The following is a 22,351-nucleotide window of genomic DNA, read 5'->3' on the forward strand; positions in this document are numbered from 1 at the left end:
CGTGTAGCCTTGGGGTGTTATGACGGACTACCTGCCGATAGAGAACTACGGTGTGATTGGGGATTTGAGGACGCTCGCTCTGGTCAGCACGACTGGGTCGATCGATTTTTTTTGTTTTCCCCGGTTTGATTCGCCGAGCCTGTTCGCTGCACTTCTGGATCCGCAGAAGGGTGGCTTCTTCTGCATTCAGGCGGACCTGAAGCGTAGCGGTACCAAGCAACTGTATCTGCCGGACACGAATATTCTGCTGACGCGGTTTCTTTCCGACGACGGTATCGCGGAGACCACGGACTTTATGCCGATTCTCGCGGGAGGGAATCGAGGGCGCATCATTCGCCGTGTGACCGTGATCCAGGGCGATATCAATTTCAAGCTAGAGTGCCATCCACGCTTTGATTATGCCCGGGCTTCGCACACCACGGAACGAGATGGCAACTCAATTGTTTTTAAACCTGAGGATGGGCACCCGCCCTTCGTTTTGCAGGCGACGATACAGCTTGAGATGTCGGAAGAGGGAGTGGTGCAGACATTCCGCCTGAAGGCGGGGGAGATCGCCTGGTTTGTCTTCACCGAGGATTGTGCTGAGGCTCGAAAGACTCTTGTGGTGAGCGAACTGGAAGAGGATTTGGAAAAGACCTCGCAGTTCTGGCGAGATTGGATTGCGAAATCGAACTACACGGGCCGATGGAGAGAGATGGTGAATCGGTCGGCCTTGGTGCTGAAGCTTTTGACCGATCGCGAGCACGGGTCGATTGTGGCGGCACCGACCTTCGGCCTGCCAGAACGGATTGGCGGCGGAAGAAACTGGGATTATCGGTACACCTGGCTGCGTGATTCGTCATTCACGTTGTACGCCATGATGCGGCTAGGCTTCTTTGAGGAAGCGGCACAGTTTCAGAAGTGGATTCATGACCGCCTGAACTACGATGCGTCGCAAGGTCCGTTGCAGGTTTTGTACGCGACGGATGGATCTCAGGAGACTCCCGAGATTGTTCTGGATCATCTGCGCGGATATATGGATTCGAAGCCGGTCCGGATAGGAAACGCTGCCTGGAAGCAGCTGCAGCTGGATATCTATGGTGAATTACTGGATTCGGTCTATCTGGCAGCGAAGTACGGAGATGGTCTCAGCATAGACGACTGGGAGAATATCAAGCGGATTCTGAGATGGCTGGCCGAGAACTGGAATCGCGAGGACGAGGGAATATGGGAGGTTCGCGGCGGCCGCAAGCATTTCCTGCATTCCCGGCTTATGTGCTGGGTTGCGTTCGACCGAGCAATTCGCCTGGGAGCGAAGCGATCCTTGTCGGGTCCCTATGGATGGATGGAAGATGCCAGAGACGCGATTACACAAGACATTCATGCGAACTTCTGGGACGAGGATCTGCAGTCCTTCGTGCAGTACAAGGGATCAAAGACGCTGGATGCTTCGATTTTGTTGATGCCACTGGTCCGGTTTATAAGTCCTTCGGATCCGAGATGGCTTTCCACACTGGCTGCAATAGAACGCGAATTGACCGTGGATACGCTGGTGTATCGCTATCGTGATGTTGAGGGTTTCGATGGACTGACGGGAGATGAGGGTAGTTTTACCGCGTGCTGCTTCTGGTTTATCGAAGCACTGGCCCGGTCGCATCAGACAGCGAAGGCACGGCTGCTGTTTGAAAAGATGCTGGGGTACGCGAATCATGTGGGGTTATACGCCGAGGAGCTTGGAGCGAGCGGCCAGCATCTTGGTAACTTTCCGCAGGCATTGACACACCTGGCTCTGATCAGCGCGGCGACCTATCTGGACCGGGCGTTATCGGGTACGGAACCAGAGGCGTGGCGCTGAGGATTGCTCGCCGATCATGCTCGTTCCGGTTACCTGTAAGAGTTCACGGAGGAATGTGCTGTTCGGCCTGTCGATCCTCTGGATTATCAGTGGCCCCAGGCTTCTCGGTAATATGAAGAGTATGGATAAGAAGAAACTTGGCAATTCGGACCTGGAGCTTACAGCTATCGGGTTCGGCGCATGGGCAATCGGCGGTGGGGACTGGCAGTTCGCGTGGGGACCACAGGATGACAACGATTCGATCTCGGCGATCCATAAGGCGCTCGACCTTGGAATCAACTGGATCGATACGGCTGCTGTGTATGGTCTGGGCCACTCGGAAGAGGTTGTGGCTCGCGCACTGAAGTCGAGTTCGCATAAACCCTATGTCTTCACCAAGTGCGGGCTGGTGTGGGATGAGAAGCGGGAAGTGTCCAACGATCTGAAGAAGATTCGCAGCGAAGCGGAGAACAGTCTTCGTCGTCTTCAGGTGGAATCGATCGATCTTTACCAGATGCATTGGCCCAAGCCCGACGAAGAGATCGAAGAGGCCTGGGGGGTGATGGCGGATCTCCAGAAGGAGGGGAAGGTTCGCTGGATTGGTGTCTCGAATTTCAGTGTGAGCCAGATGGAGCGTGCGCTCAAGATTGCTCCCATCACTTCGAATCAGCCACCGTACTCCATGCTGAATCGCGCGATCGAGGCGGAGATTCTTCCGTTCTGCGAGAAAAATAATATCGGCACCATCAGCTATGCTCCCATGCATTCGGGGTTGTTGACCGGGGCGATGACGAAGGAGCGTGTAGCGAACTTCCCACAAGATGACTTCCGTCGCAATGCCAAAAACTACCAGGAGCCGCTGCTGTCGCGGAACCTCGCCGTAGCCGAATTTATCGGCGCGATTGGGAAGCGTCACGGCGTGAGCGCGGGAGTTGTGGCGATCGCATGGGTGCTGCATCACTCTGCGATTACAGGCGCTATTGTGGGGGGACGCAGCGCAAAGCAGGTGGAAGGCGTTATTCCGGCGGCAACTTTTCGATTGCCGGATGAGGAGTTTTTAGAGATCAAGGCCTATCTGGCGGAGCATGTGGCATAAGGGGTGATTCCAGAACACGCTGAAGGAAGTCCCAGCTCTGGACGGAGGTGGGACTTCCGCAGCGACAAGAGTTTGTTGGTCTGAGAGTCAAACGCTGGCACGTGTGTTCAGGTTGCAGCCTCCCCGAGAGGATTGTCGTTTTGTAACCAAGCCACCTGCTCGAAAGAATCGCCGTATTGTCCGAGTGCCGGTTTTCAGAGTCGATATGTCTTTACGGTGCGAGGATTGTTCCGGTGCATTCGCCGAAGCCGATTCTCGGCAGGCCTTGTTTCTGCGCACCGGCACGGAAGGTGATCCGGTCGCCGTCTTCGAGGAAGGTTCGTAGCTCTCCGGTGGGCAGGCGAATAGGCTCGGGGTTGTGCTTCTTTTCTAGCAGGCAACCCTCGGAGCCTGGGCCGGGACCGGAGACGGTGCCGGTGGCGAGCAGATCGCCTGGGCGCAGATTGCAGCCGTTGCTGGCATGGTGGGTGAGGAGTTGGGCGATCGTCCAGTAGAGATCGCGCAGGTTGCCCTGGCTGAGCAGCATAGGCGCTCGATCGTTCTGGCGCATCTGAGCGGACTCGATATAGACCTCGAGCGTAAGGTCGATACTGTCACGATCTGAGGACGGGGAGGAGAGGTAGGGGAGAGGCGCGGGGTCGCCGGCGGGGCGCGCAAGGGCGGGAACGCGGTAGGGAGCAAGCGCCTCCAGGGGAACGATCCACGGAGAGACGGTGGTCGCGAAGCTCTTGGAGAGGAAGGGGCCGAGAGGCTGATACTCCCAAGCCTGGATATCGCGCGCAGACCAGTCGTTCATGAGGGAAAGTCCGAAGATATGTTGTTCGGCCTCGGCGATGGGGATGCTCTGGCCGAGGCGATTGCCTTGGCCAACAAAGATGCCGACCTCTAGCTCGTAGTCGAGGGACTGAGTGGGTCCGAAGGCTGGCGAGGCAGCGGTTGGGGACTTGATCTGTCCCCACGGTCTGTGGATGTTCTCGCCGCTGATAACGATGGAGGACGCGCGGCCGTGATAGCCGATGGGGACGTACTTGTAGTTTGGCAACAGCGGGTTCTCGGGGCGGAAGAGGAGACCGACGCGGGTGGCGTGATGGATGGAGGCGTAGAAGTCGGTATAGTCGCCGATCTGCGCGGGGAGCTGCATCGCGGCCTCACGCATGGGGATGAGGTGCGGTTCTACGCTGTCTCTTCTGGGTTGTCCGGCGTCGAGCAGGGCGGTGATTTGATGGCGTAGAGCAGACCATGCGGTTGGGCCAAACGACATCAACGGGTTGAGCAGGTCTGCGCGGCAGGCGGCGATGGTCTCCTGGGGGAGCGGCAAGAGCAGGCCGTGCTCGGCACAGGCGCGAAGATCGAGGATCTGGTCGCCGATAGCGATGCCGATGCGCGTCTTCTCCTGATGGCGAAAGACGCCATAGGGCAGGTTGTGGATGGAGAAGTCCGATGCCGGATCGTTGGCGGATGCGACCCAACTCTCTTTTACGGCAGCCATCCGAGCGCCTCCAGATCGTGGATTGGCTCCTCAAAGGAACAGGAGCCAAAGCTGATTGCGAACTCTTTGCGCACGGTGCGAAGTTGCGCGGAGGTCCAGTGGAACGATCTCCAGGCGATGGCTTCTGGGGAGATGGAAAAAGCTTCGGGGTGCTCTTCGTTGAGCAGTTGGTTTGCTTCGTCCAGAGTGCCGCCGAGATAGAGCAGGGTTGCGGCGAGAAAGAGGTTGACGAAGCCGTGCATGGTGCCAATGGGGCTATCGGGCGCGTAGGTGAAGGGATAACGGGAGCGGATGGGGTGGTGCAGCCCTGCGGTGGCCTTGAATGGAATGCGACGGTGGGCAAGGGCCTTCAGCATGTTGGCGATTGCTTCGGATGGAGGGAATGCCTCGGCGACCAGGCCTCCTGTGCGCAGTTTGACGCGCGCGGCCGTGGCTGCGATAGCGTCGAGCGCCTGTGGTTCCGCGGAGGAGATGGGTAGTTCGAAGTACGTGGTGATGCCAGCGGGTATCAGCTTTGTGATGCGCTCGATCTCGGAGGGGGAGTGTGCTTTTGCTTCGATGGACTCGATTGGAACGCCATCGTCGAGGAGATGCCGCAGGTTTGGCCAACTCGCAGCCGGTAAGGCGATGATGCTGAGTCTCAGGTTACAGATGGAATCATCGGCGACCGCCCAGAGTTCGTGCAGGCGATCCAGATCGACGACGAAGCGCCCCAGGACACCCGAGTGTTTGCTTCGGCTGTAGCCGAGGTAGTTGCGCACGGCGGAGCGCATGTTGAGCGCGGCCGGCGGGTACAGGCCGGCGTAGTCGATGAGGCCGGCGAGCAGGTGGTCGATGGCGCTAGTCTGTTCGCTCATTTGCTCGTTGACTTAGGCATCGCGTCGGACGCGAGGCCGGGATTGAAACGTCTTTTGAGGCCCTGCCAGCATTCGTAGTACTCGTGCTGCAGGATCTTGGTGTTCATGGCGAACTCGGTGGGACGTACGACGAGCTGCGTTTCAAACATGAAGGCAAGCGTGTTGTCGAGGTACTGCGGCTTCAATTCGGCGGAGGTGGCGCGCTCGAAGGTCTCGGCATCCGGCCCATGCCCCGCCATGCAGTTGTGCAGGCTGGCGCCGCCGGGGACAAATCCTTCGGCCTTGGCATCGTAGGCACCGAAGACCAGGCCCATGAACTCGTTCATCAGGTTGCGGTGAAACCACGGCGGGCGGAAGGTGTGTTCGGCGACCAGCCAGCGTGGCGGGAAGATGGCGAAGTCACAGTTTGCCGTGCCGGGAATGACCGATGGCGAACTCAGGACGGTGTAGATCGACGGGTCGGGATGATCGAACGAAACGGTGTTGATGCAGTTGAACAGTGCCAGGTCGTACTTGTACGGAGCGTAGTTGCCGTGCCATGCGACGACGTCGAGCGGCGAGTGGTCGATATGTGCGGACCAGAGGCGCCCGAGGAACTTGGCGGTGATGTGAAACTCGCCTTCGCGATCGTCATAGGCCGCTACAGGAGCCTTGAAGTCACGTGGATTGGACAATCCATTTGCCCCGATGGGTCCGAGTTCGGGCAGGCGGAAGGGCTGGCCATAGTTTTCGCAGATGTAGCCGCGTACCTGGTTATCTATCAGCGCGACGCGAATTTTCACGCCACGTGGAATGACGCAGATTTCGCCGGGCGCGGCTTCCAGGATGCCAAGCTCAGTGTGAAGGCGAAGTGCGCCCAGTTGCGGAACGATCAGGAGCTCTCCATCGGCGCTATAGAAAAAGCGGTCGCTCATCGAGGTATTGGCTGCGTAGAGATGGATGGCTACGCCGGTCTGCATGGCCGGGTCGCCGTTGCCGCCGAGGGTTGTGATGCCGTCGACGAAGTCAGTCGCTTCTTCAGGCAGCGGCAGCGGATTCCAGCGTAACTGATTGGGCGTCGTGGGAACTTCGGTAAACGGACCGCTGCGGATCAGGCGCGAGGGAATCTCCTGATAAGGATGGTGAGTTACTGATGGGCGGATGCGATAGGTCCATGTACGGCGATTCACGGCGCGAGGCGCGGTAAAGGGTGTTCCGCTGAATTGCTCGGTATAGAGGCCCAGGGGATGTTTCTGAGGAGCGTTCTGGCCGGAGGGCAGCGCTCCGGCAACGGCCTCGGTGGCAAATTCGTTGCCGAAGCCGGATTGATACTGGGTTTCAACGGTCTGGGTTTCAACGGGTTGAGTTACAACGGTCTGAGTTTCAACGGACATGGATGATCCCTTTCACGGGCGGCCGCGTTATGGCTCGCCTCCCTGTCTGGTGCTTCTTCTCGTTACATATTGCCGCGTGCCTGTTGCTCTCGTTCGATGGCCTCGAAGAGCGCTTTGAAGTTGCCTTTGCCGAAGCTGCGGCTTCCTTTACGCTGAATGATCTCGAAGAACAGCGTGGGACGGTCTTCGACGGGACGGGTAAAGATCTGCAGCATGTATCCTTCGTCGTCGCGATCGACCAGAATGCCGAGTCGTTCGAGTTCTTCGACAGGCTCGTCGATCTTTCCTACGCGTGCCTGCAATTCGGAGTAATAGCTGTGCGGGACGCGAAGAAATTCAATGCCCTGTTCCTGCAGTTTGTTGACGGTATGCACGATGTTATTGGTGGCCATGGCGATGTGCTGCACGCCGGGGCCGGCGTGGAAGTCGAGATATTCTTCGATCTGTGACCGGCGTTTGCCCTCGGCTGGCTCGTTGATGGGGAACTTGACGTACCCGTTGCCATTGGCCATCACCTTGGACATCAGCGCGGAGTATTCGGTCGAGATGTCCTTGTCGTCGAAGTGCTGATAGAGCGAGAAGCCCATCACTTTGGCGTAGAAGTCGACCCATGTGTCCATCTCGTGCCAGCCGACGTTGCCGACCATGTGATCGATGTGCAGAAGGCCGACGGGACGGACGATGGGATCGTCTTCGATGGCGCGAAAACCAGGAAGGAACGGCCCACTATAAGCACGGCGCTCGACGAAGGTGTGAATGGTGTCGCCATAGGTGCGAATGCTGGACAGCACTGCGTGGCCGCGCTCATCGGAGAGCGTGTATGGCTCGGCGATGCTGATGGCTCCGCGGTCGACCGTCTCCTGCCAGGCGTTACGGGCATCGTCCACCCAGAGGGCAATCCTGTGGACGGCGTCACCATGGCGGTGAACGTGGTCGGCAATCGGATTGCCGCTTCGCAGGGGCGTGGTTAAGACGAAGCGAATCTTGCCCTGCTGAACCACGTACGAAGTTCGGTCTCGCTGACCGGTCTCAGGGCCGGCGTAGGAGACGAGCGACATGCCGAAGGCGGCGCGGTAGAAGTAGGCTGCCTGACGAGCGTTGCCGACGTAGAACTCAACGTGGTCAATTCCCTTGAGCGGAAGAAAGTCGGTGCTGGTCTTAGCGCTTGGGCGTGTGGGCTCAGAAGCGATGCTTGCGGTACGCATAGAGATTCCCCTTTCTGCCGAAGGGCAGGCTCTACTCCGGCAACAAGCAGAATAGGCCTACTGTGCGTAACAGGGAATGGGCGCTTTGAAGAAAAAGACCGGGGGTACTCACAAAGCCTGAGCATCGCTGGGATAGAGGTCCCGAACTCGCCTTTATTTATCAGTCACTTGCCTGCCGCTTGAGTCTGGTTGACTCGATCAATAGAAGCCGGGCTATTGATACCCAGATCAGGACACCTTCCACTTGGTTGAAAGCATGGCAAGCTTCTCGTCCATGCTGGGCTGTGACGGGGTCTGAGGGCCGGGCTGCTTCGGGCGGCGCTGATTATTTTGAGCTGGGCCCATGAGGGCCTTCATCGAAAGGGCAATGCGTTTGGTTTTGACATCAGCGCTGAGGACCTTGACCTTGACGATCTGGCCCGCTTTAACGGCCTCCGACGGGTCCTTGATGAAGCGGTTGGAGAGTTCGCTGATATGGACGAGGCCGTCCTGATGCACGCCGATGTCGACAAAGGCTCCGAACTTGGTGACGTTGGTGACGATGCCCTCAAGAATCATGTCGGGCTGGACGTCGCTGAACTCGCGGACTGCCTCGGAGAAGCTAGGGGCGACAAACTGATCCCGTGGATCGCGACCGGGCTTGCGGAGCTCTTCAAGAATGTCCGCGACGGTAAAGCTGCCGGCGGAGAGCTGTTTTGCGTTGATCGTGGTGAGAAGCTGCGGACTCTGGATGAGCATATCGATGGGAGTGTTGAGTGTCTGAGCGATCTGCTCGACCACTGGATAGGACTCGGGATGGACGGCGGTGCGGTCGAGAGGGTTCTCCCCGTCGCGAATCCGAAGGAAGCCGGCCGCCTGCTCGAAGGTCTTAGCGCCGATGCCGGGAACTTTGTTGAGCTGTGCGCGGGAGCGGAACTTTCCGTGCTCATCGCGGTAGGCAACGATGTTGAGCGCGGTGCGTTCGGTAACACCGGCGACGTAACGGAGCAGTGTCCAGGAGGAAGTATTGAGATCAACGCCGACGCGATTGACGCAGCTCTCGATGACAGTCTCGAGGGACTGCTGGAGCTGGCGTTGATCGACGTCGTGTTGATACTGACCGACGCCGATGGATTTGGGATCGACCTTGACCAGCTCGGAGAGGGGATCCTGAAGACGCCGCGCGATGGAGATGGCGCCGCGGACGGTGAGGTCGAGGTCGGGAAACTCCTGACGAGCGATATCGGAGGCGGAATAGATGCTGGCTCCGGATTCGGAGACGGTGACCGAGAAGAGGTTGTTGAGCTGATGCTCGCGGAGAAACTCGCGGACGAAGGCGTCGGTCTCGCGAGAGGCCGTTCCGTTGCCGATGGCGATAGCCCGGACATTGTGCTTCGCGATCAGAGCGGCGAGTGTAGCTCCCGCTCCTGAGGCTGCATTTTTGGAGGTATGGAGGTAGAGGACATCGTTGGCGAGGAACTTGCCGGTTTCGTCGACGACGGCGATCTTGCAGCCGGTGCGCAGGCCGGGGTCGATTCCGAGAACAGAGATTGGACCTGCGGGCGCAGCCAGCAGAAGATTCTGGAGGTTGTCGCGAAAGACCTGAATGGCGTCGGTGTCGGATCGCTTTTTGAGCTCGAGGCGTAACTCGCCCTGAATCGAGGGATTCAAAAGACGCTTCCATGAATCGTCGATAGCCAGTTCGAGGTGCGGGGTCCAGTCTCCTGACCCGCGAAGGACGCGAGCGCGAAGCTGGGACGTGGCGCGAAGGGGCTCGAGTTCAATGAGGAAGTAGAGGACAGACTCGGTCTCCCCGCGGCGGATGGCAAGCATCCTATGCGACGGGATGGTCTTCACAGGCTCGCGGTAGTCGTAATACATCTTGAACTTTTCCTGTTCATCGACGGCATCGAAGGACTTTTTGCTGACGATGATGCCCTCATCAAACATGAGCTGGCGCAAGGCCTTGCGGAGATCGGCGTTCTCGCTGATGGTCTCGGCCACAATGTGGCGGGCGCCCTCGAGGGCGTCCTCGGCGGAAGCTACCTCCTTTTCGGGATTGATGAATGTGGCTGCGAATTCTGCTAGCGACTGGCCTGTAGACTGCTGAGCCCAGAGGTAGTCGGAGAGGGGCTCGAGGCCGCGGTCGCGCGCGATGGTGGCCTTGGTCCGGCGCTTGGGGCGGTAAGGCAGGTAGAGGTCTTCGAGTTCGGACTTGTCGAGGGTCGCCTCGATGCGGGCCTTAAGTTCGTCGGTGAGCTTGCCCTGTTCGAGGATCGAGGCGAGGATGGTCTCGCGGCGGCTGACAAGGTCTTGAAAGTATCCGACCTTCTCTTCGATGTCGCGGATCTGCACCTCGTCGAGGTTGCCGGTGGCTTCCTTGCGGTAGCGCGCGATGAAGGGGACGGTGCCACCTTCGCTGAGCAGCCCGATGACGGCGGTGAGACCGTGAAGCGGAAGGTTAAGAGACTGAGCGATGTGCAGGAGAATTTCAGGGGAGAGAGTCTTCGCGTCGGCCATGATTGCTCTTTGTATCGTAGCGGCAAAGAGTCTGGAAAAATGGGTCTTCGATCAGAATCAGATTTCCATATACACGGCTCGTGGATGCCCTCGTACAAGAAGTCTGGCAGGTGCCACGAACCACACGATATGGAGGAGCCAGGGTACGATCTGAGTTGCGCGGGCGAACGATTGCGGATGGCAATCAACCAGCGCACAACTGACGAAAGCGGCTCTGTCAGTCTCCCTGGTCCGATTTTCGAAGATGAAGTGTATGGAGCAAACAACTGAACCGATATCGGCTTGAATTGAGGAGTTAGATGGTGGACGCGGAAGGAATCGAACCTTCAACCTGTCGATTAAGAGTCGAATGCTCTGCCAGTTGAGCTACGCGTCCAGGCTTACCATTTCCTCGAAGAGAGGAGCATCGTTTGAGAGCCGTTTCGGCTGCGATCAATCGACTTATTTAAGATAACACAGCCTGCAGGATTATGGGTGTCCTGCAGGCCGTTCTTCAGCCAACAAAGTCAACGTTGGCACGATGCGGAATAATGCCGCGATCATACCCCATCTCGAGAAGCTTGCGGATGGCTTCACGACCGTCGTCCCCGTAGTTGAGGGTGCGCTCGTTAACGTACATGCCGACAAAGCGATTGGCGAGCGTGGGATCGAGATCGCGCGCGAACTGCATCGCGTAGGCAAGAGCCTCTTCCCTGTGGTCGAGCGCGTGCTGAATACTGTCGCGCAGGGCATTGGTGGTGATTTGCATGGTCTCCTGCCCGAGGGAGCGACGGATGGCATTGCCTCCAAGCGGAAGGGGAAGGCCGGTCTGTTCGCGCCACCACTGGCCCAGATCGAGGAGCTTGACCAGACCGTCGTTGGCATAGGTAAGCTGGCCTTCGTGGATGATGAGGCCGGCGTCAAACTCTCCTGCATTGACCGACGAAATGATCTTGTCGAAGGGAACCACGGAGTACTGGATATCCGGGGCGAAGAGGCGGAGAGCAAGGAACGCGGTGGTGAGGGTACCGGGAACGGCGATACGCGTCTTCTTTGCCTCTGCAAGATTGATCTTGGGATTGGCCACGATCATGGGACCGTAGCCTTCTCCGACGCTGCCTCCGCAGGCCATCAAGGTGTAGTTGTCCTGAAGGTACGGATAGGCATGGAAAGAGATGGCCGTGACATCGTAGAAGGCTTCATTGATGGCCTTGTGATTGAGGGTTTCAATGTCGGTCAGCACGTGGGAGAACTTATAGCCCGGGACGCGAACCTTGTTGGTGGCGAGCCCGTAAAACATAAAGGCGTCGTCTGAGTCGGGGCTGTGGGCGATGCTGATCTCTTGAACTGCGGTCTGCGGGGCGGTCATGATGCGGTATTCCTCTGGGAGTGATGGGACAAGGGGAAGGAAGCGCCAGGGTGGCGATTCTGGAGAGGATCGGGGCGAAGCGTCAGGCTCGGCGCCAGCTTTCAATGGATGCGGCGAGTCCTGCGGCAGCAGCGATCTTTACGATCTCGCCGGGAACGAAGGGAGCGATCGACATGATCCAAACGCCGGCGGCGCTGAGATGGAGGACGTGGGCGATCCAAAGCGAGCCGCAGACGAAGAGCAGGAGAGTCGCGAGAGTTCCGGCGCTGGCGGCGCGAAGATACAGCGACTTCAGAGGAAGGGAGCGGAAGGCCCAGCCGGCTGCTGCTGCTACGAATGGATAGGAGAGAAGATATCCGCCCGTGGCTCCGAAGAGCTGGATAAGACCACCGGTGGCGTGGGGATTAAAGACTGGAAGACCGATGGCTCCTTCCGCGAGATAAAGAGCCATGGCAGAGAAGCCGGCCACGGGACCAAGCATGAGCCCAACGAGAAGAACACCGAAGTTCTGGAGGGTAAGGGGAACAGGAGTGAAGGGAAGAGGGATGGAGACGTGTGCGCAGGCCGCAACAAAGACAGTTGCGGCGAAGACGATCGCGATGCGTGCGGGGATCGACTCTGCGAGGGACCTGGACGACGGATGTGTCAGGCCGGTTGAGTTGGGTAGGGTGGATTGCATGAAGAAATTTTCCTTTCGCACTAGAAGCGCTGGGACGAAGCTGCCCGTGTACCGCCAACTACACGGAGAGGACGAGGCGCAGCCCCATGTGCCGGACTGATATGGGCCTGGCCATGAGACTCAGAAGATTCAGGGGACCGATGGACGATTCTAGGGAGATTTGATCTTCGGGATGAGTTCGGATCGCCGGCCGATTCGGAACCGGAAGCCGAGTCCTTCCTCGCTGTAACGGACTGGATGGTTTGATGCGAGACCAGGCGCGAGGAGCGCGGAGTGCCATACTCGGCTGCTGCATAGAGGTGTTCGGTGAAGCTGGGCTCGGGAGGGGGCGTGGGCCTGCGATCGCGATGCGAGGAGCGGATACGGTAAAGGATGGCAAAAGCCGCCCCGAGAAGAACAACGAACGATGCGATCGAGATGATGAAGAGAATATCCACTTCGAGAAGGATACCAAGCGCTACAGGGTTCGTGCATTTTTTCGTCTCCGCGAAAGCGGCGACGGAGGAACACAACGACTGATTTTCGATGAAGGCAGTACGAACTAGGTACACCACAAGGAGATGGCTGTTTTCCACTTGACGGTGCTCCTCCTGAAAATTTGTACTTAAAATAGCAATGGCGGCTACCAGCACACACGGCGCATCAGTAGGAGGTCATGGTTCGCTGGTTCGTGTATTTTTTATCGTAGCTGGCGGGTGGAGGCGTTGGGCAACTGTGGCTGCGGCTGTGTTGGCGCTTGGGCTTGCCTACCATGTTGTGTTCGGACAAAACGGGCTGACTGCATACGAACGGAAGAACCGGGATGCCCGTATGTTGGATACCCAGTTGAGGAGCCTTGAGCATGAGAACGAACTGCTCAAGGGGCATATCGGCCGGTTGAAAGACGATCCGAACGCGATCGAACACCAGGCACGCGAGGAGCTTCACTACACGCGACCGGGCGAGGTAATCTACACGCTTCCTGTGGCTCCAGGGAATTCAGCACCACCTGCCCGATAGAGGCAGCCGCTCTCTATCGCGAGAGTGTTTAATTCAGTGCTCTCCTACCGTTGTTTGACACCAGATAATCACGGCCCTATCATTCGTGTTATCAGCCTATGACTTATCTCAGTCACAGAATCATGGCGCGTCTGTTTTGCCCCGTTCCGGATTCCCTCAGCTCCAGCTGTTTCTGTTGTCGCTGATCCCTGGAATATTCTTTCCCCAAAAATCTCTGAACGGCCATTCCAATCAACTTGCCGCTCTGTATCGAAGGCTGGACCTCTCACTGTTCCGCAGGATTGCCCTCGTAGACCAGGTTCGATTGGAGCTTCGTGCGGAAGCCTTCAAATACATTACGAATACGCCAAATTTCCCTCGGGCAATTTGAATTTCACGTCATCCTCAACGTTTGCCTCGATCACGAGTAGGCGCGATAACGCAAGACAACTGCAGTTCGCTGGAAAAATCTACTGGTAGGAGTGTTTGGGATGTCTGAAACGATACAAAGTCGCCGGTCCTTTTTCAAGGGAACCATGGCGGCAGCCGTGGCCGCAGCGGTTCCTGCATCGGCAGAGGCGCAAAAGAAGGGAGCCGCCCCCTCATCGGCGAAGAAACCGAACATTATTCTTTATCTGGCTGATCAGTTTCGCGCGGACTTCGTGGGGGCGAATGGCCGTAACGCTTCGACGCGGACGCCGAACATCGATGCGCTTGCTTCGAGGGGGAAGAACTTCACGCACGCCGTGACGAATCAGCCGGTATGTGCCCCAGCCCGGTCTGTGCTTCTAACGAGCCGGTATGCGACCGAGACCGGCGTATGGCACAACGGCCTGGTACTGGATAAGTCGCTTCCTACGCTTGCCAGCGAGCTGAGAAAGGCTGGCTACACATCGAATCTGATCGGAAAGTGGCACCTGGCGCTCGGAAATCCCAAGGCAGGTGGCGATCCGGGTCCAGTTAAGGCGGAAGATCGTGGAGGCTTCCTGGACCTTTGGGAAGGCGCGAACGCGCTTGAACATACGACGCATCCGTATGAAGGTACGATCTGGGATCAGAACAATCAGCCGATCTCGTTCAAAGATCAGTATCGTGTCGATTTTCTTACGGACCGTGCGGAGCGTTTTCTTCGTCAGAAACAGGAGAAGCCCTTTTTCCTGTTCATCTCCCAGCTGGAACCTCATCAACAGAATGATATGCAGAGACCTGTCGCCCCTAAGGGCGCGGCTGCACGATTTGCCAATTCGACCGCTCCCGAAGATCTGCGTGCGCTGCCGGGTACATGGCAGGATCAACTGCCGGACTATTACGGCTGCATCGAGGCTATCGATTCGTCGGTGGGGCGAATTCGCCGGATCCTCGAAGAAGAAAATCTTGCGGACAATACGATCTTCGTGTTTTTCAGCGATCATGGCTGCCACTTCATGACGCGAAATCAGGAGTACAAGCGGAGCACGCATAACAGCTCGATCCGCGTTCCGCTGATCATCGACGGCCCGGGGTTTCATGGAACGCAGCAGATTCCTGAGCTGGTTGGATTGGTTGACCTCGCACCGACCCTGATGGAAGCAGCCGGGATTCCGGCGCCTTCTACATGGAAGGGGCACAGCTTCCTTCCCCTGGTGAACGATTTTGAAGCCAGGCAGAAGTGGCCGAATCAGCAACTCATCCAGATCAGCGAGTCAATGACGGGGCGAGCAATCCGGACGCCCGATTGGACTTACTGCGTCGCCGATCTCTCTGGTAGTACGAAGGAACCAGCCGCTACGACTTATCACGAGTATCAGTTCTACGATCAACGCGCGGACCCGCATGAACTGGTGAATCTCGCGGGGCGCAAAGAGTATCGTGCGAAGGCGGATGAGCTACGGGAGCAGTTGAAAAAGTTGCTGGCGGCTGCTGGTGAAACCGAGCCTGAGATCGTGCCGGCCAAGTTGTATCCCTAATTAGTGGAATCGAAAGATAGAGCCGTGAGGGACTTGGACTGACGGCTCTCTTTCTGAAGCCTACTTCTTATATTCGTAGGGTTTTGTATTCACGGATTGGTTGTAACGGATATTGGTATAAGTCGCGGTTTGATAGTCGCCTGATGGCGTAAAGAACTGTTGCTTCAGCGAAATATCGCGGTTGGTGTCGACCCAGATGACGATGTGACTAAACATATTGCGCACGTCGGGGTCTTTGGAAACAAGATCGAGCTTGGTGGTCGGCACGGTAGCACTGCCATCGGAGAGTGGTTCGACGCCGAGATCCGTTATAGTCCAGGCCTTTGCGAGCTCGGAACCGCTGCCACCGAAGCCTAACGTGAGAAAGCTTTCGACTTGCGCCTTATTCTTGCCGGAGGCGAGAATCTTGAGTTCCTTTGTTCCCGGATCGAATAGGGCGACTTTGCCGTCCTTATAGGAAACGAACTTGGCAGCTGGTGGGAGAACTTTTGCTCCCATTTCAAGCTTGTTGTTGTTTTTCTTGAAGTAGATGCTGCCTTGCTGCGTCGTGGTTTCTTTCACGACGAGCTCATAAAAGTCTCTGCGGAAGTCGGCTTCGGCCGACTTGAAACGGGCGCTCGCGGCATCCATCTGACGGATCGCCTGGTCGAGTTCGCCAGGTTTTACCTGAGCGGGCAGAGTGAGTGGAAGTGCGAATAAGACGAGAGCGGCCAGTCGACATGTGGTCATGCGGGATAGATTCTCCGAGAAATTAGATGCACATCGTTGAGCCGCGTGCCCGTATGAGAAGCACATGCGTCTTCTTTTTGAGCTGCGTGGAAGGTCAGCGGGTAATCCAGGCATTGTAAGCAATGATATGACCCTCGGCGTCGCGGACAGGCTCGTAGTGCTCGAGAGTAACTTCGCCGGCGATGGGCTCAATCACACGGAGGATAGCGGAACGAATGGCGGCGTCACTGTCGTCTCCAGCGATGTAATGGTGGATCTCGTCGGCGCGAATCTGGTAGAGGAAACGGCTGGCATCGCCGACGTTTCCGGCCTCTTTAATGAGAACCTCCGAGGAATGAAGAGCGACGGTTTCGACAGGGCGGTCTTTGAAGTCGATGAATCGCGGTCCGAGGAAGAGAAAGAGAAGGATCAGCGTCACCATGACGTCGTAATGAAGACTGCCACGTTCATAGGTCCACCAGAAATAGGAGCGAAGAGTCTTGAGCATTGGCTATCTGTGCTCCTGAAGGGTACCGTCTGACGGAAATCTCAGGTGTAAAAACATCAAACTCTCTCCTGCTTTGAGATGACAGTCTGGCCATTCATGTAGGGAATGAGAGCGGCTGGGACGCGAACGGAGCCATCGGCCTGCTGGTAATTTTCGAGGATTGCGAGATAGGTGCGTCCAACGGCAAGGCCAGAGCCGTTGAGGGTGTGCAGGTATTCGGACTTTTTGGCCCCGGCAGGACGAACGCGAATGTTGGCACGGCGGGCCTGAAAGTCGGTGAAGTTGGAGCAGGAGCTGATCTCCCGGTATAGACCCTGGCCGGGAAGCCATACTTCGAGGTCGTAGGTTTTGGAGGAGGCAAACCCCATGTCGCCGGTGGAAAGAAGCATACGACGATAGGGAAGCTCGAGACGTTCGAGGACTGTCTCGGCGTGGCGGGTAAGGGTCTCGTGCTCCCCCTTTGATTTGTCAGGCGTGGTGAATTTGACAAGCTCAACTTTCTGAAACTGGTGCTGGCGAATCATGCCTCGCACGTCTTTGCCGTAGCTGCCGGCTTCGCTGCGAAAGCAGGGGGTATAGGCGCAGAAGGAGACGGGGAGCTGGGATTCGTCGAGTGTTTCATCGCGGAGGAGATTCGTGACGGGGACCTCGGCGGTAGGGATGAGCCAGTGGTCGCCGTCCTGAAGCTCGCCCGAAATATAGGGACCCTTGTCGTCGCAGTGGAAGAGGTCTTCCGCGAACTTCGGAAGCTGGCCGGTTCCGAACAAGGAACGGGAGTTGACCATGTACGGGGGGAGAACCTCGGTGTAACCGTGCTCGCGGGTGTGAAGGTCGAGCATGAAGTTGGCGAGAGCGCGCTCCAGGCGGGCACCAGCACCATAGTGGACGACGAAGCGGGATCCAGAGATCTTGGCGGCGCGGTTGAAGTCGAGGATGTTGAGCGCTTCGCCGATCTCCCAATGAGGCTTGGGTGTGAAGTCGAAGGATGGCTTCGTGCCCCAGACCTTTTCTTCGCGATTGGCGTGTTCGTCGGCGCCGACAGGAACTTCATCTTGCGGAAGGTTAGGGATGGTCTGGAGAATGGCCTGGAGGCGTTCATCGGCGGCGGTGGCGCGACCTTCGAGGGCGTCGACCTCGGCTTTGAGAGAGCGGGTTTCGTCGGTCTGCACAGAGGCATCGGCCCCGGATTTGCGGAGGCGGGCTATCTCTTCGGTGAGCTTGTTGCGCCGTGCCTTGAGAGTCTCGACCTGGGTGATGGCATCGCGGCGTTCGCGGTCGATGGCAGCGAAGTCGCCGAGGGCAACAGCAGGATCCATGCCCCGGGCGCGCAGTTTTTCTTCAACGACGGGCAGATTGGCCCGGACGAATGCGAGATCGATCATTTGTTATCTATTTTAGCTTCTTCAGGAGAGGGAGTTGCCCGCTCGATTTTGAAGGGAATGCAGTTACTCTAAAAGAATGCGTACCATTGCCTCCATTCTCCTTATTTTTGCTCTTGTCATGCCGGGTTCTATTCCTGCGCGTGCCGATGCCTATCATGCAACTCCGAAGCTGGTTGTGATTCTCGTGATCGACCAGTTCCGTGGGGACTATCTGGACCGCTACCGCGACGATTTCAAGACCCCGAACGGGTTCAATCTGTTCCTGAAAAAAGGCGTGCATTTTACGGATTGCTATTACGACTACGCCAACCTGGTGACGGCGGCGGGGCATTCCACGATCGGAACGGGAAGCTACACGGACGGCCACAGAGTTCCGATCAATGAGTGGTGGGAGCCAGGGCCGGATGGGAGGCTGCGGCTGGTGAGCTCAGTGAGCGATGATCGGTACAAATTGGTGGGCATGCCCGCAGGGGAAGCAACATCGCCAGGGGCTTCTCCACACCGGGAGGCGGCGTCCACGGTGGGCGATGAGCTGGTGTTGGCCACCCAGGGACGGGCGAAGGTATTTGGTGTTTCGTTCAAGGACCGGGCGGCGATTTTGACCTCCGGCCATGCGTCGAAGGGCGCGTTCTGGACCGATCACGATTCGGGCGCATTCATAACGTCGAGCTACTGGATGCCGGAGCTACCGGCATGGGCGAAGGCATTCAACGCGAGCGATGAGAGAGCAAAGGCCCGGCAGGCCGCGGGAATACCGACGGGCAACTTCTACGAAGAGGTGGGACAGACGCCAGCGGCGGTACAGTACATGATGGACTTCACGAAGGAACTGGTGAAGAGCGAGAACCTCGGGAAGAACGGTGTCACGGACATGCTGACGGTGTCGATCAGCAATACGGACATCCTGGGCCACAAGGTTGGACCAGATTCGCCGAAGCAGCGGGAGATGATTGACGCAGTCGACGTTTCCCTGAACGACTTCTTTACGTTCCTGGACAAGCAGGTTGGACTCCAGAACGTGATTGTAGCGATGTCGGGGGACCATGGTGTGGCTCCAACCATGCAGGCGGCAAATGATGCACAGATGCCGTCGGTGGCGGTGAAGAGCGCAGCGGTTTTGAAAGGTCTGGAGGCGGAGCTCGAAAAGAAATGGTCGGTGAAAAAAGGCGACAAGTATGTGGTCGGAGGGGAGTATCCGTACATTCAGCTGAACCAGAAGGCGTTCGAAGCTGCTCACGTGACCGAACTTGAGGCTGAGACCGCGGCGGGCGAGATGCTCGAAAGATTAGTGGAGGAGGATGGCGGAGACCTGACGGTGAAGCGATCAAAGAGAGCCACGCCGACTGGCCGTGAGGCCGATCCGTTGAGTTTGGGCGCGGTATATCCGGTCGCGAAGATGCGGTCTGGAGAGATTCCGGATACGGAGCTCGGGCGGAGGCTCCTACACAGCTATTCGCCTTACGTGGGCTGGGCGATCTTTGTGAACTTCGATGCTTTTCAGTTTCCGGGCGGCGAGCTGGGAGCAACCCATTATTCCTCGTTCGCTTACGACCGCCATGTGCCGTTGGATTTTTACGGTTCGATGTTTATTCCCGGTACCTATCACGATCGCGTGGCACCGGTGGATATAGCGGCGACCGTTGCATCGATTCTCCGTGTGAATCAGCCTTCCAGCAGCGAAGGACGCGTGCTTACCCAGGTGATGAGGCCGGATACCGGGAATAGCGTGGCCGTGCGCGATATCGAGCATGGAAAGACGCAGAAGGGAACATCCCGGTGAGCTCTCATGGGCCAGACATGACGGTGAACGTGGCGGGGGTAGAGCTGCGTTCACCCGTGATTGCGGCCAGCGGTACGTTCGGATATGGGGTGGAGTTCGAGGAAATTGTCTCCCTCGACCGCATTGGTGCGTTTGTGACCAAGGGGCTTTCGAAGGAGCCGATGCAGGGGAATCCGACGCCGAGGATTATTGAGACGGCGGCTGGGATGATCAACGCGATTGGGCTGCAGAATATGGGCGTGCGGCCTTTCGTGGAGGAGAAGCTGCCGAAGCTGCGCCAAATGAAGGGCGCCGTGGTGATTGCGAATATCTTTGGATATACCGTAGAAGACTGCCTCGACGTGATCCGGGTACTGAACGATGCCGAGGGGATCACCATGTATGAGCTGAATGCAAGCTGCCCGAACACGAGTCACGGGGGAATGGTCTTTGGGACCGATCCGGGGCTGCTGAGGGAGCTGGTTTCAAGGACCAAGGAGGCAGCTAAGAGGCCGCTAATGGTGAAGCTGTCGCCGAATGTGACCAGCATCGGGCAAATGGCAAAGGTGGCGGAGGAAGCGGGTGCAGATGCGGTCTCGCTGGTGAATACGTTTGTGTCGCTGGCGATCGATTTGGAGACGAAGCGGCCGAGGATAGCGAACGTGACGGGAGGCTTGTCGGGGCCGGCGATCAAGCCGATTGCAGTGAGGATGGTGTATGAGGTAGCCGAGGCAGTGAAGATTCCTGTGGTGGGGATGGGGGGAATCGTACGGGCCGAGGATGCGGTGGAGTTCATGATGGCCGGCGCGACGGCGGTGCAGGTGGGTACGGCTAGCTATGCCGATCCGCGAGCCGTGGAGAATATTGCGAACGGGATGAAGAAATGGTGCGCTTCGCACCAGGTGGAGCGGGTGTGTTCGCTGACAGGTTCGGTGGTCCTATAAGTCGACCAGGTGGAGGCGGATAGCGAGAGGACATAAAATAATGATTGATGACCTCACATAGTGCTCCTTCCGCTGTCTCTGTCGATCTTCGTCCTGTCCGCCGCGCTCTTTTGTCTGTTACCGATAAGACCGGCCTTGTCGAGTTTGCCCGTGCGCTGGCCGAGCATGGTGTGGAGCTGGTTTCGACTGGCGGAACCGCGAAGGCGCTGCGCGATGCGGGTCTGGGTGTCAAAGACATCAGCGAGTTGACCGGATTTCCGGAGATGCTGGATGGTCGGGTCAAGACGTTGCACCCTAAGGTACATGGCGGCATTTTGCACATGCGCGGAAATGCGGAACATGTTGCGGCCGTAAAGTCGCATGGGATTGAGCCGATCGATATGGTCGTGGTCAACCTGTACGCCTTCGAGAAGACCGCAAGCAAACCAGGGGTGGCCTTTGCCGATGTGATCGAGAATATCGATATCGGCGGTCCGTCGATGGTGCGATCGGCGGCTAAGAATTTCGAGGATGTGGCGATCGTAACCTCCACAGAGGATTACGGTGGGCTGGCCGAGGAGCTTGCAAGTAATAAGGGGAGCTTGACCCGGGCGACTCGATGGCGCCTGGCGAAAAGGGCGTTTGGGGTGACGGCTGCCTACGATGCGGGAATCGCGACCGCACTTGAGAGCATCGAGGTTCCGTCGGGACCAGCTAAATTTTCCGGGGAGCTGCCACAGACCCTGCGAGTCATCGATCCGTTGACGCAGACGTTGCGGTATGGAGAGAATCCACATCAACGGGCGGGCCTTTACATCGATGGAAGCGGAAGGGGAGTTGCGGCCGTTCAACAGCTTCAGGGCAAGGAGCTGAGCTACAACAACCTTGTGGACCTGGATGCGTGCTGGGAACTGGTGAGCGAGTTCGATGCGGCGACCGAAGCTGCGGTGGCCATCATCAAACATACAAATCCCTGTGGCGCATCGACTGGAAAGACTGTGTTGGAAGCTTATCGACGTGCCCTTGAGGCAGATCCGGTTTCGGCATTCGGTGGTGTGATCGGAGTGAATCGAGAGGTGGACGGAGAGGCAGCGGACGAGATTGCGAAATTATTTGTTGAAGCGATCGTAGCTCCGAGTTTTACGAACGAGGCGTTAGAGCGATTCGCGGCAAAGAAGAATCTAAGGCTGGTAAAGATTGTTCCGGCTGATACGGCCCGGGTGATCAAGCAGGTTTCAGGCGGGTTCCTGGTGCAGGACGCCGACCGTTTGCGGGTGACCGAAGCGGAGTTGAAGATCGTGACTCAGCGGTCTCCTACGGCAGAGGAGATGCGTGCCCTTCTGTTTGCCTGGAAGGTTTGCAAGCACGTGAAGTCCAATGCCATCGTGTATGCCCGATATTCCGAGGGGCATGGCCAGACAGTAGGGATTGGCGCCGGACAGATGAGTCGTGTGGATGCCGCGAAGTTCGGAGCCATGAAGGCTGTCCTGCCGCTGAAGGGAACCGTCGCAGCCTCGGACGCCTTCTTCCCGTTTCCCGATGGACTGGAAACTATTGCAGCAGCGGGGGCTACGGCGGTGATACAGCCTGGAGGATCGGTAAAGGACGCGGACGTAATCGCCGCCGCCGACCGGCTGGGCGTGGCTATGGCTCTGACGGGGGTCCGTCATTTCCGGCACGGATGAGGAAAAGGCGAATATAATCACGGCCATGCTGGGCCGTGACCTCATCAACGGCTGTTTGCAGCCAATCAGCCATAGCGGTCGTCTAAATGGAGTGTGTTGGTCC

The 22,351-nt window shown here is 57.7% G+C and carries 18 protein-coding genes and 1 tRNA gene; 7 read left to right on the forward strand and 12 right to left on the reverse strand.

All coding sequences use genetic code 11. The annotated features are described in order from the left end of the window. Positions 1-19: 19 nt before the first annotated feature. Both BDD14_RS01900 and BDD14_RS01905 read left to right on the forward strand, forming a co-directional pair. On the forward strand, positions 20-1,834 hold the full coding sequence (locus BDD14_RS01900) for a glycoside hydrolase family 15 protein (RefSeq protein WP_130417336.1): 1,815 nt from the start codon (positions 20-22) through the stop codon (positions 1,832-1,834). Between the two features lie 121 nt (positions 1,835-1,955). Further along, a complete protein-coding gene (locus BDD14_RS01905) occupies positions 1,956-2,909 on the forward strand; it encodes an aldo/keto reductase (protein ID WP_130417337.1) in 954 nt (317 codons plus the stop codon). A gap of 211 nt (positions 2,910-3,120) precedes the next feature. Here BDD14_RS01905 and fahA read toward each other — a convergent pair whose 3' ends face one another. The 9 genes from fahA to BDD14_RS01950 all read right to left on the reverse strand — a co-directional run bounded on the left by fahA (position 3,121) and on the right by BDD14_RS01950 (position 12,934). Beyond that, positions 3,121-4,398, reverse strand: a complete 1,278-nt coding sequence (gene fahA / locus BDD14_RS01910) for a fumarylacetoacetase (RefSeq protein WP_130417338.1) — start codon at positions 4,396-4,398, stop codon at positions 3,121-3,123. Continuing rightward, positions 4,386-5,255, reverse strand: coding sequence for a hypothetical protein (locus BDD14_RS01915; protein WP_130417339.1), 870 nt, complete (start codon positions 5,253-5,255; stop codon positions 4,386-4,388). The genes fahA and BDD14_RS01915 overlap by 13 nt, the downstream gene beginning before the upstream one ends. Further along, the gene (hmgA, locus tag BDD14_RS01920; RefSeq protein WP_130417340.1) at positions 5,252-6,628 is read right to left on the reverse strand and encodes a homogentisate 1,2-dioxygenase; all 1,377 of its coding nucleotides are present in this window, start codon (positions 6,626-6,628) and stop codon (positions 5,252-5,254) included. Before hmgA ends, BDD14_RS01915 begins: the two co-directional genes overlap by 4 nt. 62 nt (positions 6,629-6,690) lie before the next feature. After that, on the reverse strand, positions 6,691-7,833 hold the full coding sequence (hppD, locus tag BDD14_RS01925; RefSeq protein ID WP_130417341.1) for a 4-hydroxyphenylpyruvate dioxygenase: 1,143 nt from the start codon (positions 7,831-7,833) through the stop codon (positions 6,691-6,693). A gap of 228 nt (positions 7,834-8,061) precedes the next feature. Next, a complete protein-coding gene (locus tag BDD14_RS01930) occupies positions 8,062-10,332 on the reverse strand; it encodes a Tex family protein (protein ID WP_130417342.1) in 2,271 nt (756 codons plus the stop codon). Between the two features lie 300 nt (positions 10,333-10,632). Continuing rightward, positions 10,633-10,708 (reverse strand) — tRNA-Lys (locus BDD14_RS01935). Positions 10,709-10,825: 117 nt separating this feature from the next. After that, positions 10,826-11,680 (reverse strand): menaquinone biosynthesis family protein, encoded by an 855-nt coding sequence (locus tag BDD14_RS01940; RefSeq protein WP_130417343.1) that lies wholly within the window; start codon positions 11,678-11,680, stop codon positions 10,826-10,828. 82 nt (positions 11,681-11,762) lie between these two features. Then, the gene (locus tag BDD14_RS01945; RefSeq protein WP_130417344.1) at positions 11,763-12,359 is read right to left on the reverse strand and encodes a biotin transporter BioY; all 597 of its coding nucleotides are present in this window, start codon (positions 12,357-12,359) and stop codon (positions 11,763-11,765) included. 20 nt (positions 12,360-12,379) lie between these two features. After that, positions 12,380-12,934 carry a hypothetical protein gene (locus BDD14_RS01950; protein WP_130417345.1) on the reverse strand — a complete coding sequence of 185 codons (555 nt, stop codon included), beginning with the start codon at positions 12,932-12,934 and terminating at the stop codon, positions 12,380-12,382. Between the two features lie 139 nt (positions 12,935-13,073). Here BDD14_RS01950 and BDD14_RS01955 point away from each other — a divergent pair, with 139 nt between their 5' ends. Continuing rightward, positions 13,074-13,358, forward strand: a complete 285-nt coding sequence (locus BDD14_RS01955; RefSeq protein ID WP_242617665.1) for an FtsB family cell division protein — start codon at positions 13,074-13,076, stop codon at positions 13,356-13,358. A 470-nt stretch (positions 13,359-13,828) separates the two neighbouring features. After that, a complete protein-coding gene (locus BDD14_RS01960) occupies positions 13,829-15,283 on the forward strand; it encodes a sulfatase family protein (protein ID WP_130417347.1) in 1,455 nt (484 codons plus the stop codon). A 60-nt stretch (positions 15,284-15,343) separates the two neighbouring features. On the opposite strand, the gene BDD14_RS01965 is transcribed toward BDD14_RS01960, so the two are convergent. From BDD14_RS01965 to serS, 3 genes are all read right to left on the reverse strand, one after another. Further along, on the reverse strand, positions 15,344-15,913 hold the full coding sequence (locus BDD14_RS01965; protein ID WP_242617666.1) for a LolA family protein: 570 nt from the start codon (positions 15,911-15,913) through the stop codon (positions 15,344-15,346). Between the two features lie 193 nt (positions 15,914-16,106). Beyond that, the gene (locus BDD14_RS01970; RefSeq protein ID WP_130417349.1) at positions 16,107-16,499 is read right to left on the reverse strand and encodes a hypothetical protein; all 393 of its coding nucleotides are present in this window, start codon (positions 16,497-16,499) and stop codon (positions 16,107-16,109) included. A gap of 56 nt (positions 16,500-16,555) precedes the next feature. Next, positions 16,556-17,881 carry a serine--tRNA ligase gene (serS, locus tag BDD14_RS01975; protein ID WP_130417350.1) on the reverse strand — a complete coding sequence of 442 codons (1,326 nt, stop codon included), beginning with the start codon at positions 17,879-17,881 and terminating at the stop codon, positions 16,556-16,558. Between the two features lie 76 nt (positions 17,882-17,957). On the opposite strand from serS, the gene BDD14_RS01980 reads away from it, so the two are divergent. From BDD14_RS01980 to purH, 3 genes are read left to right on the forward strand one after another with little or no spacing between them, the layout of a single operon-like run. Continuing rightward, the gene (locus tag BDD14_RS01980) at positions 17,958-19,661 is read left to right on the forward strand and encodes an alkaline phosphatase family protein (protein WP_130417351.1); all 1,704 of its coding nucleotides are present in this window, start codon (positions 17,958-17,960) and stop codon (positions 19,659-19,661) included. Positions 19,662-19,678: 17 nt separating this feature from the next. Further along, positions 19,679-20,584 (forward strand): dihydroorotate dehydrogenase, encoded by a 906-nt coding sequence (locus BDD14_RS01985; RefSeq protein WP_130422602.1) that lies wholly within the window; start codon positions 19,679-19,681, stop codon positions 20,582-20,584. Between the two features lie 47 nt (positions 20,585-20,631). After that, a complete protein-coding gene (gene purH / locus BDD14_RS01990; protein WP_130417352.1) occupies positions 20,632-22,248 on the forward strand; it encodes a bifunctional phosphoribosylaminoimidazolecarboxamide formyltransferase/IMP cyclohydrolase in 1,617 nt (538 codons plus the stop codon). Positions 22,249-22,351 lie beyond the last annotated feature (103 nt).

The sequence above is a fragment of the Edaphobacter modestus genome (assembly GCF_004217555.1).
Classification (GTDB): domain Bacteria; phylum Acidobacteriota; class Terriglobia; order Terriglobales; family Acidobacteriaceae; genus Edaphobacter; species Edaphobacter modestus.

Excerpts from the sequence above, each read along its gene's own strand:
- BDD14_RS01945 (WP_130417344.1), bottom strand. The coding sequence starts at position 12,359 with ATGCAATCCACCCTACCCAACTCAACCGGCCTGACACATCCGTCGTCC.
- hppD (WP_130417341.1), bottom strand. The coding sequence starts at position 7,833 with ATGCGTACCGCAAGCATCGCTTCTGAGCCCACACGCCCAAGCGCTAAG.
- BDD14_RS01915 (WP_130417339.1), bottom strand. The coding sequence starts at position 5,255 with ATGAGCGAACAGACTAGCGCCATCGACCACCTGCTCGCCGGCCTCATC.
- BDD14_RS01980 (WP_130417351.1), top strand. The coding sequence starts at position 17,958 with ATGCGTACCATTGCCTCCATTCTCCTTATTTTTGCTCTTGTCATGCCG.
- BDD14_RS01985 (WP_130422602.1), top strand. The coding sequence starts at position 19,679 with ATGACGGTGAACGTGGCGGGGGTAGAGCTGCGTTCACCCGTGATTGCG.
- BDD14_RS01970 (WP_130417349.1), bottom strand. The coding sequence starts at position 16,499 with ATGCTCAAGACTCTTCGCTCCTATTTCTGGTGGACCTATGAACGTGGC.
- BDD14_RS01930 (WP_130417342.1), bottom strand. The coding sequence starts at position 10,332 with ATGGCCGACGCGAAGACTCTCTCCCCTGAAATTCTCCTGCACATCGCT.
- BDD14_RS01900 (WP_130417336.1), top strand. The coding sequence starts at position 20 with ATGACGGACTACCTGCCGATAGAGAACTACGGTGTGATTGGGGATTTG.
- BDD14_RS01905 (WP_130417337.1), top strand. The coding sequence starts at position 1,956 with ATGGATAAGAAGAAACTTGGCAATTCGGACCTGGAGCTTACAGCTATC.
- BDD14_RS01965 (WP_242617666.1), bottom strand. The coding sequence starts at position 15,913 with ATGGATGCCGCGAGCGCCCGTTTCAAGTCGGCCGAAGCCGACTTCCGC.
- hmgA (WP_130417340.1), bottom strand. The coding sequence starts at position 6,628 with ATGTCCGTTGAAACTCAGACCGTTGTAACTCAACCCGTTGAAACCCAG.
- fahA (WP_130417338.1), bottom strand. The coding sequence starts at position 4,398 with ATGGCTGCCGTAAAAGAGAGTTGGGTCGCATCCGCCAACGATCCGGCA.
- BDD14_RS01960 (WP_130417347.1), top strand. The coding sequence starts at position 13,829 with ATGTCTGAAACGATACAAAGTCGCCGGTCCTTTTTCAAGGGAACCATG.
- BDD14_RS01940 (WP_130417343.1), bottom strand. The coding sequence starts at position 11,680 with ATGACCGCCCCGCAGACCGCAGTTCAAGAGATCAGCATCGCCCACAGC.
- purH (WP_130417352.1), top strand. The coding sequence starts at position 20,632 with ATGACCTCACATAGTGCTCCTTCCGCTGTCTCTGTCGATCTTCGTCCT.
- serS (WP_130417350.1), bottom strand. The coding sequence starts at position 17,881 with ATGATCGATCTCGCATTCGTCCGGGCCAATCTGCCCGTCGTTGAAGAA.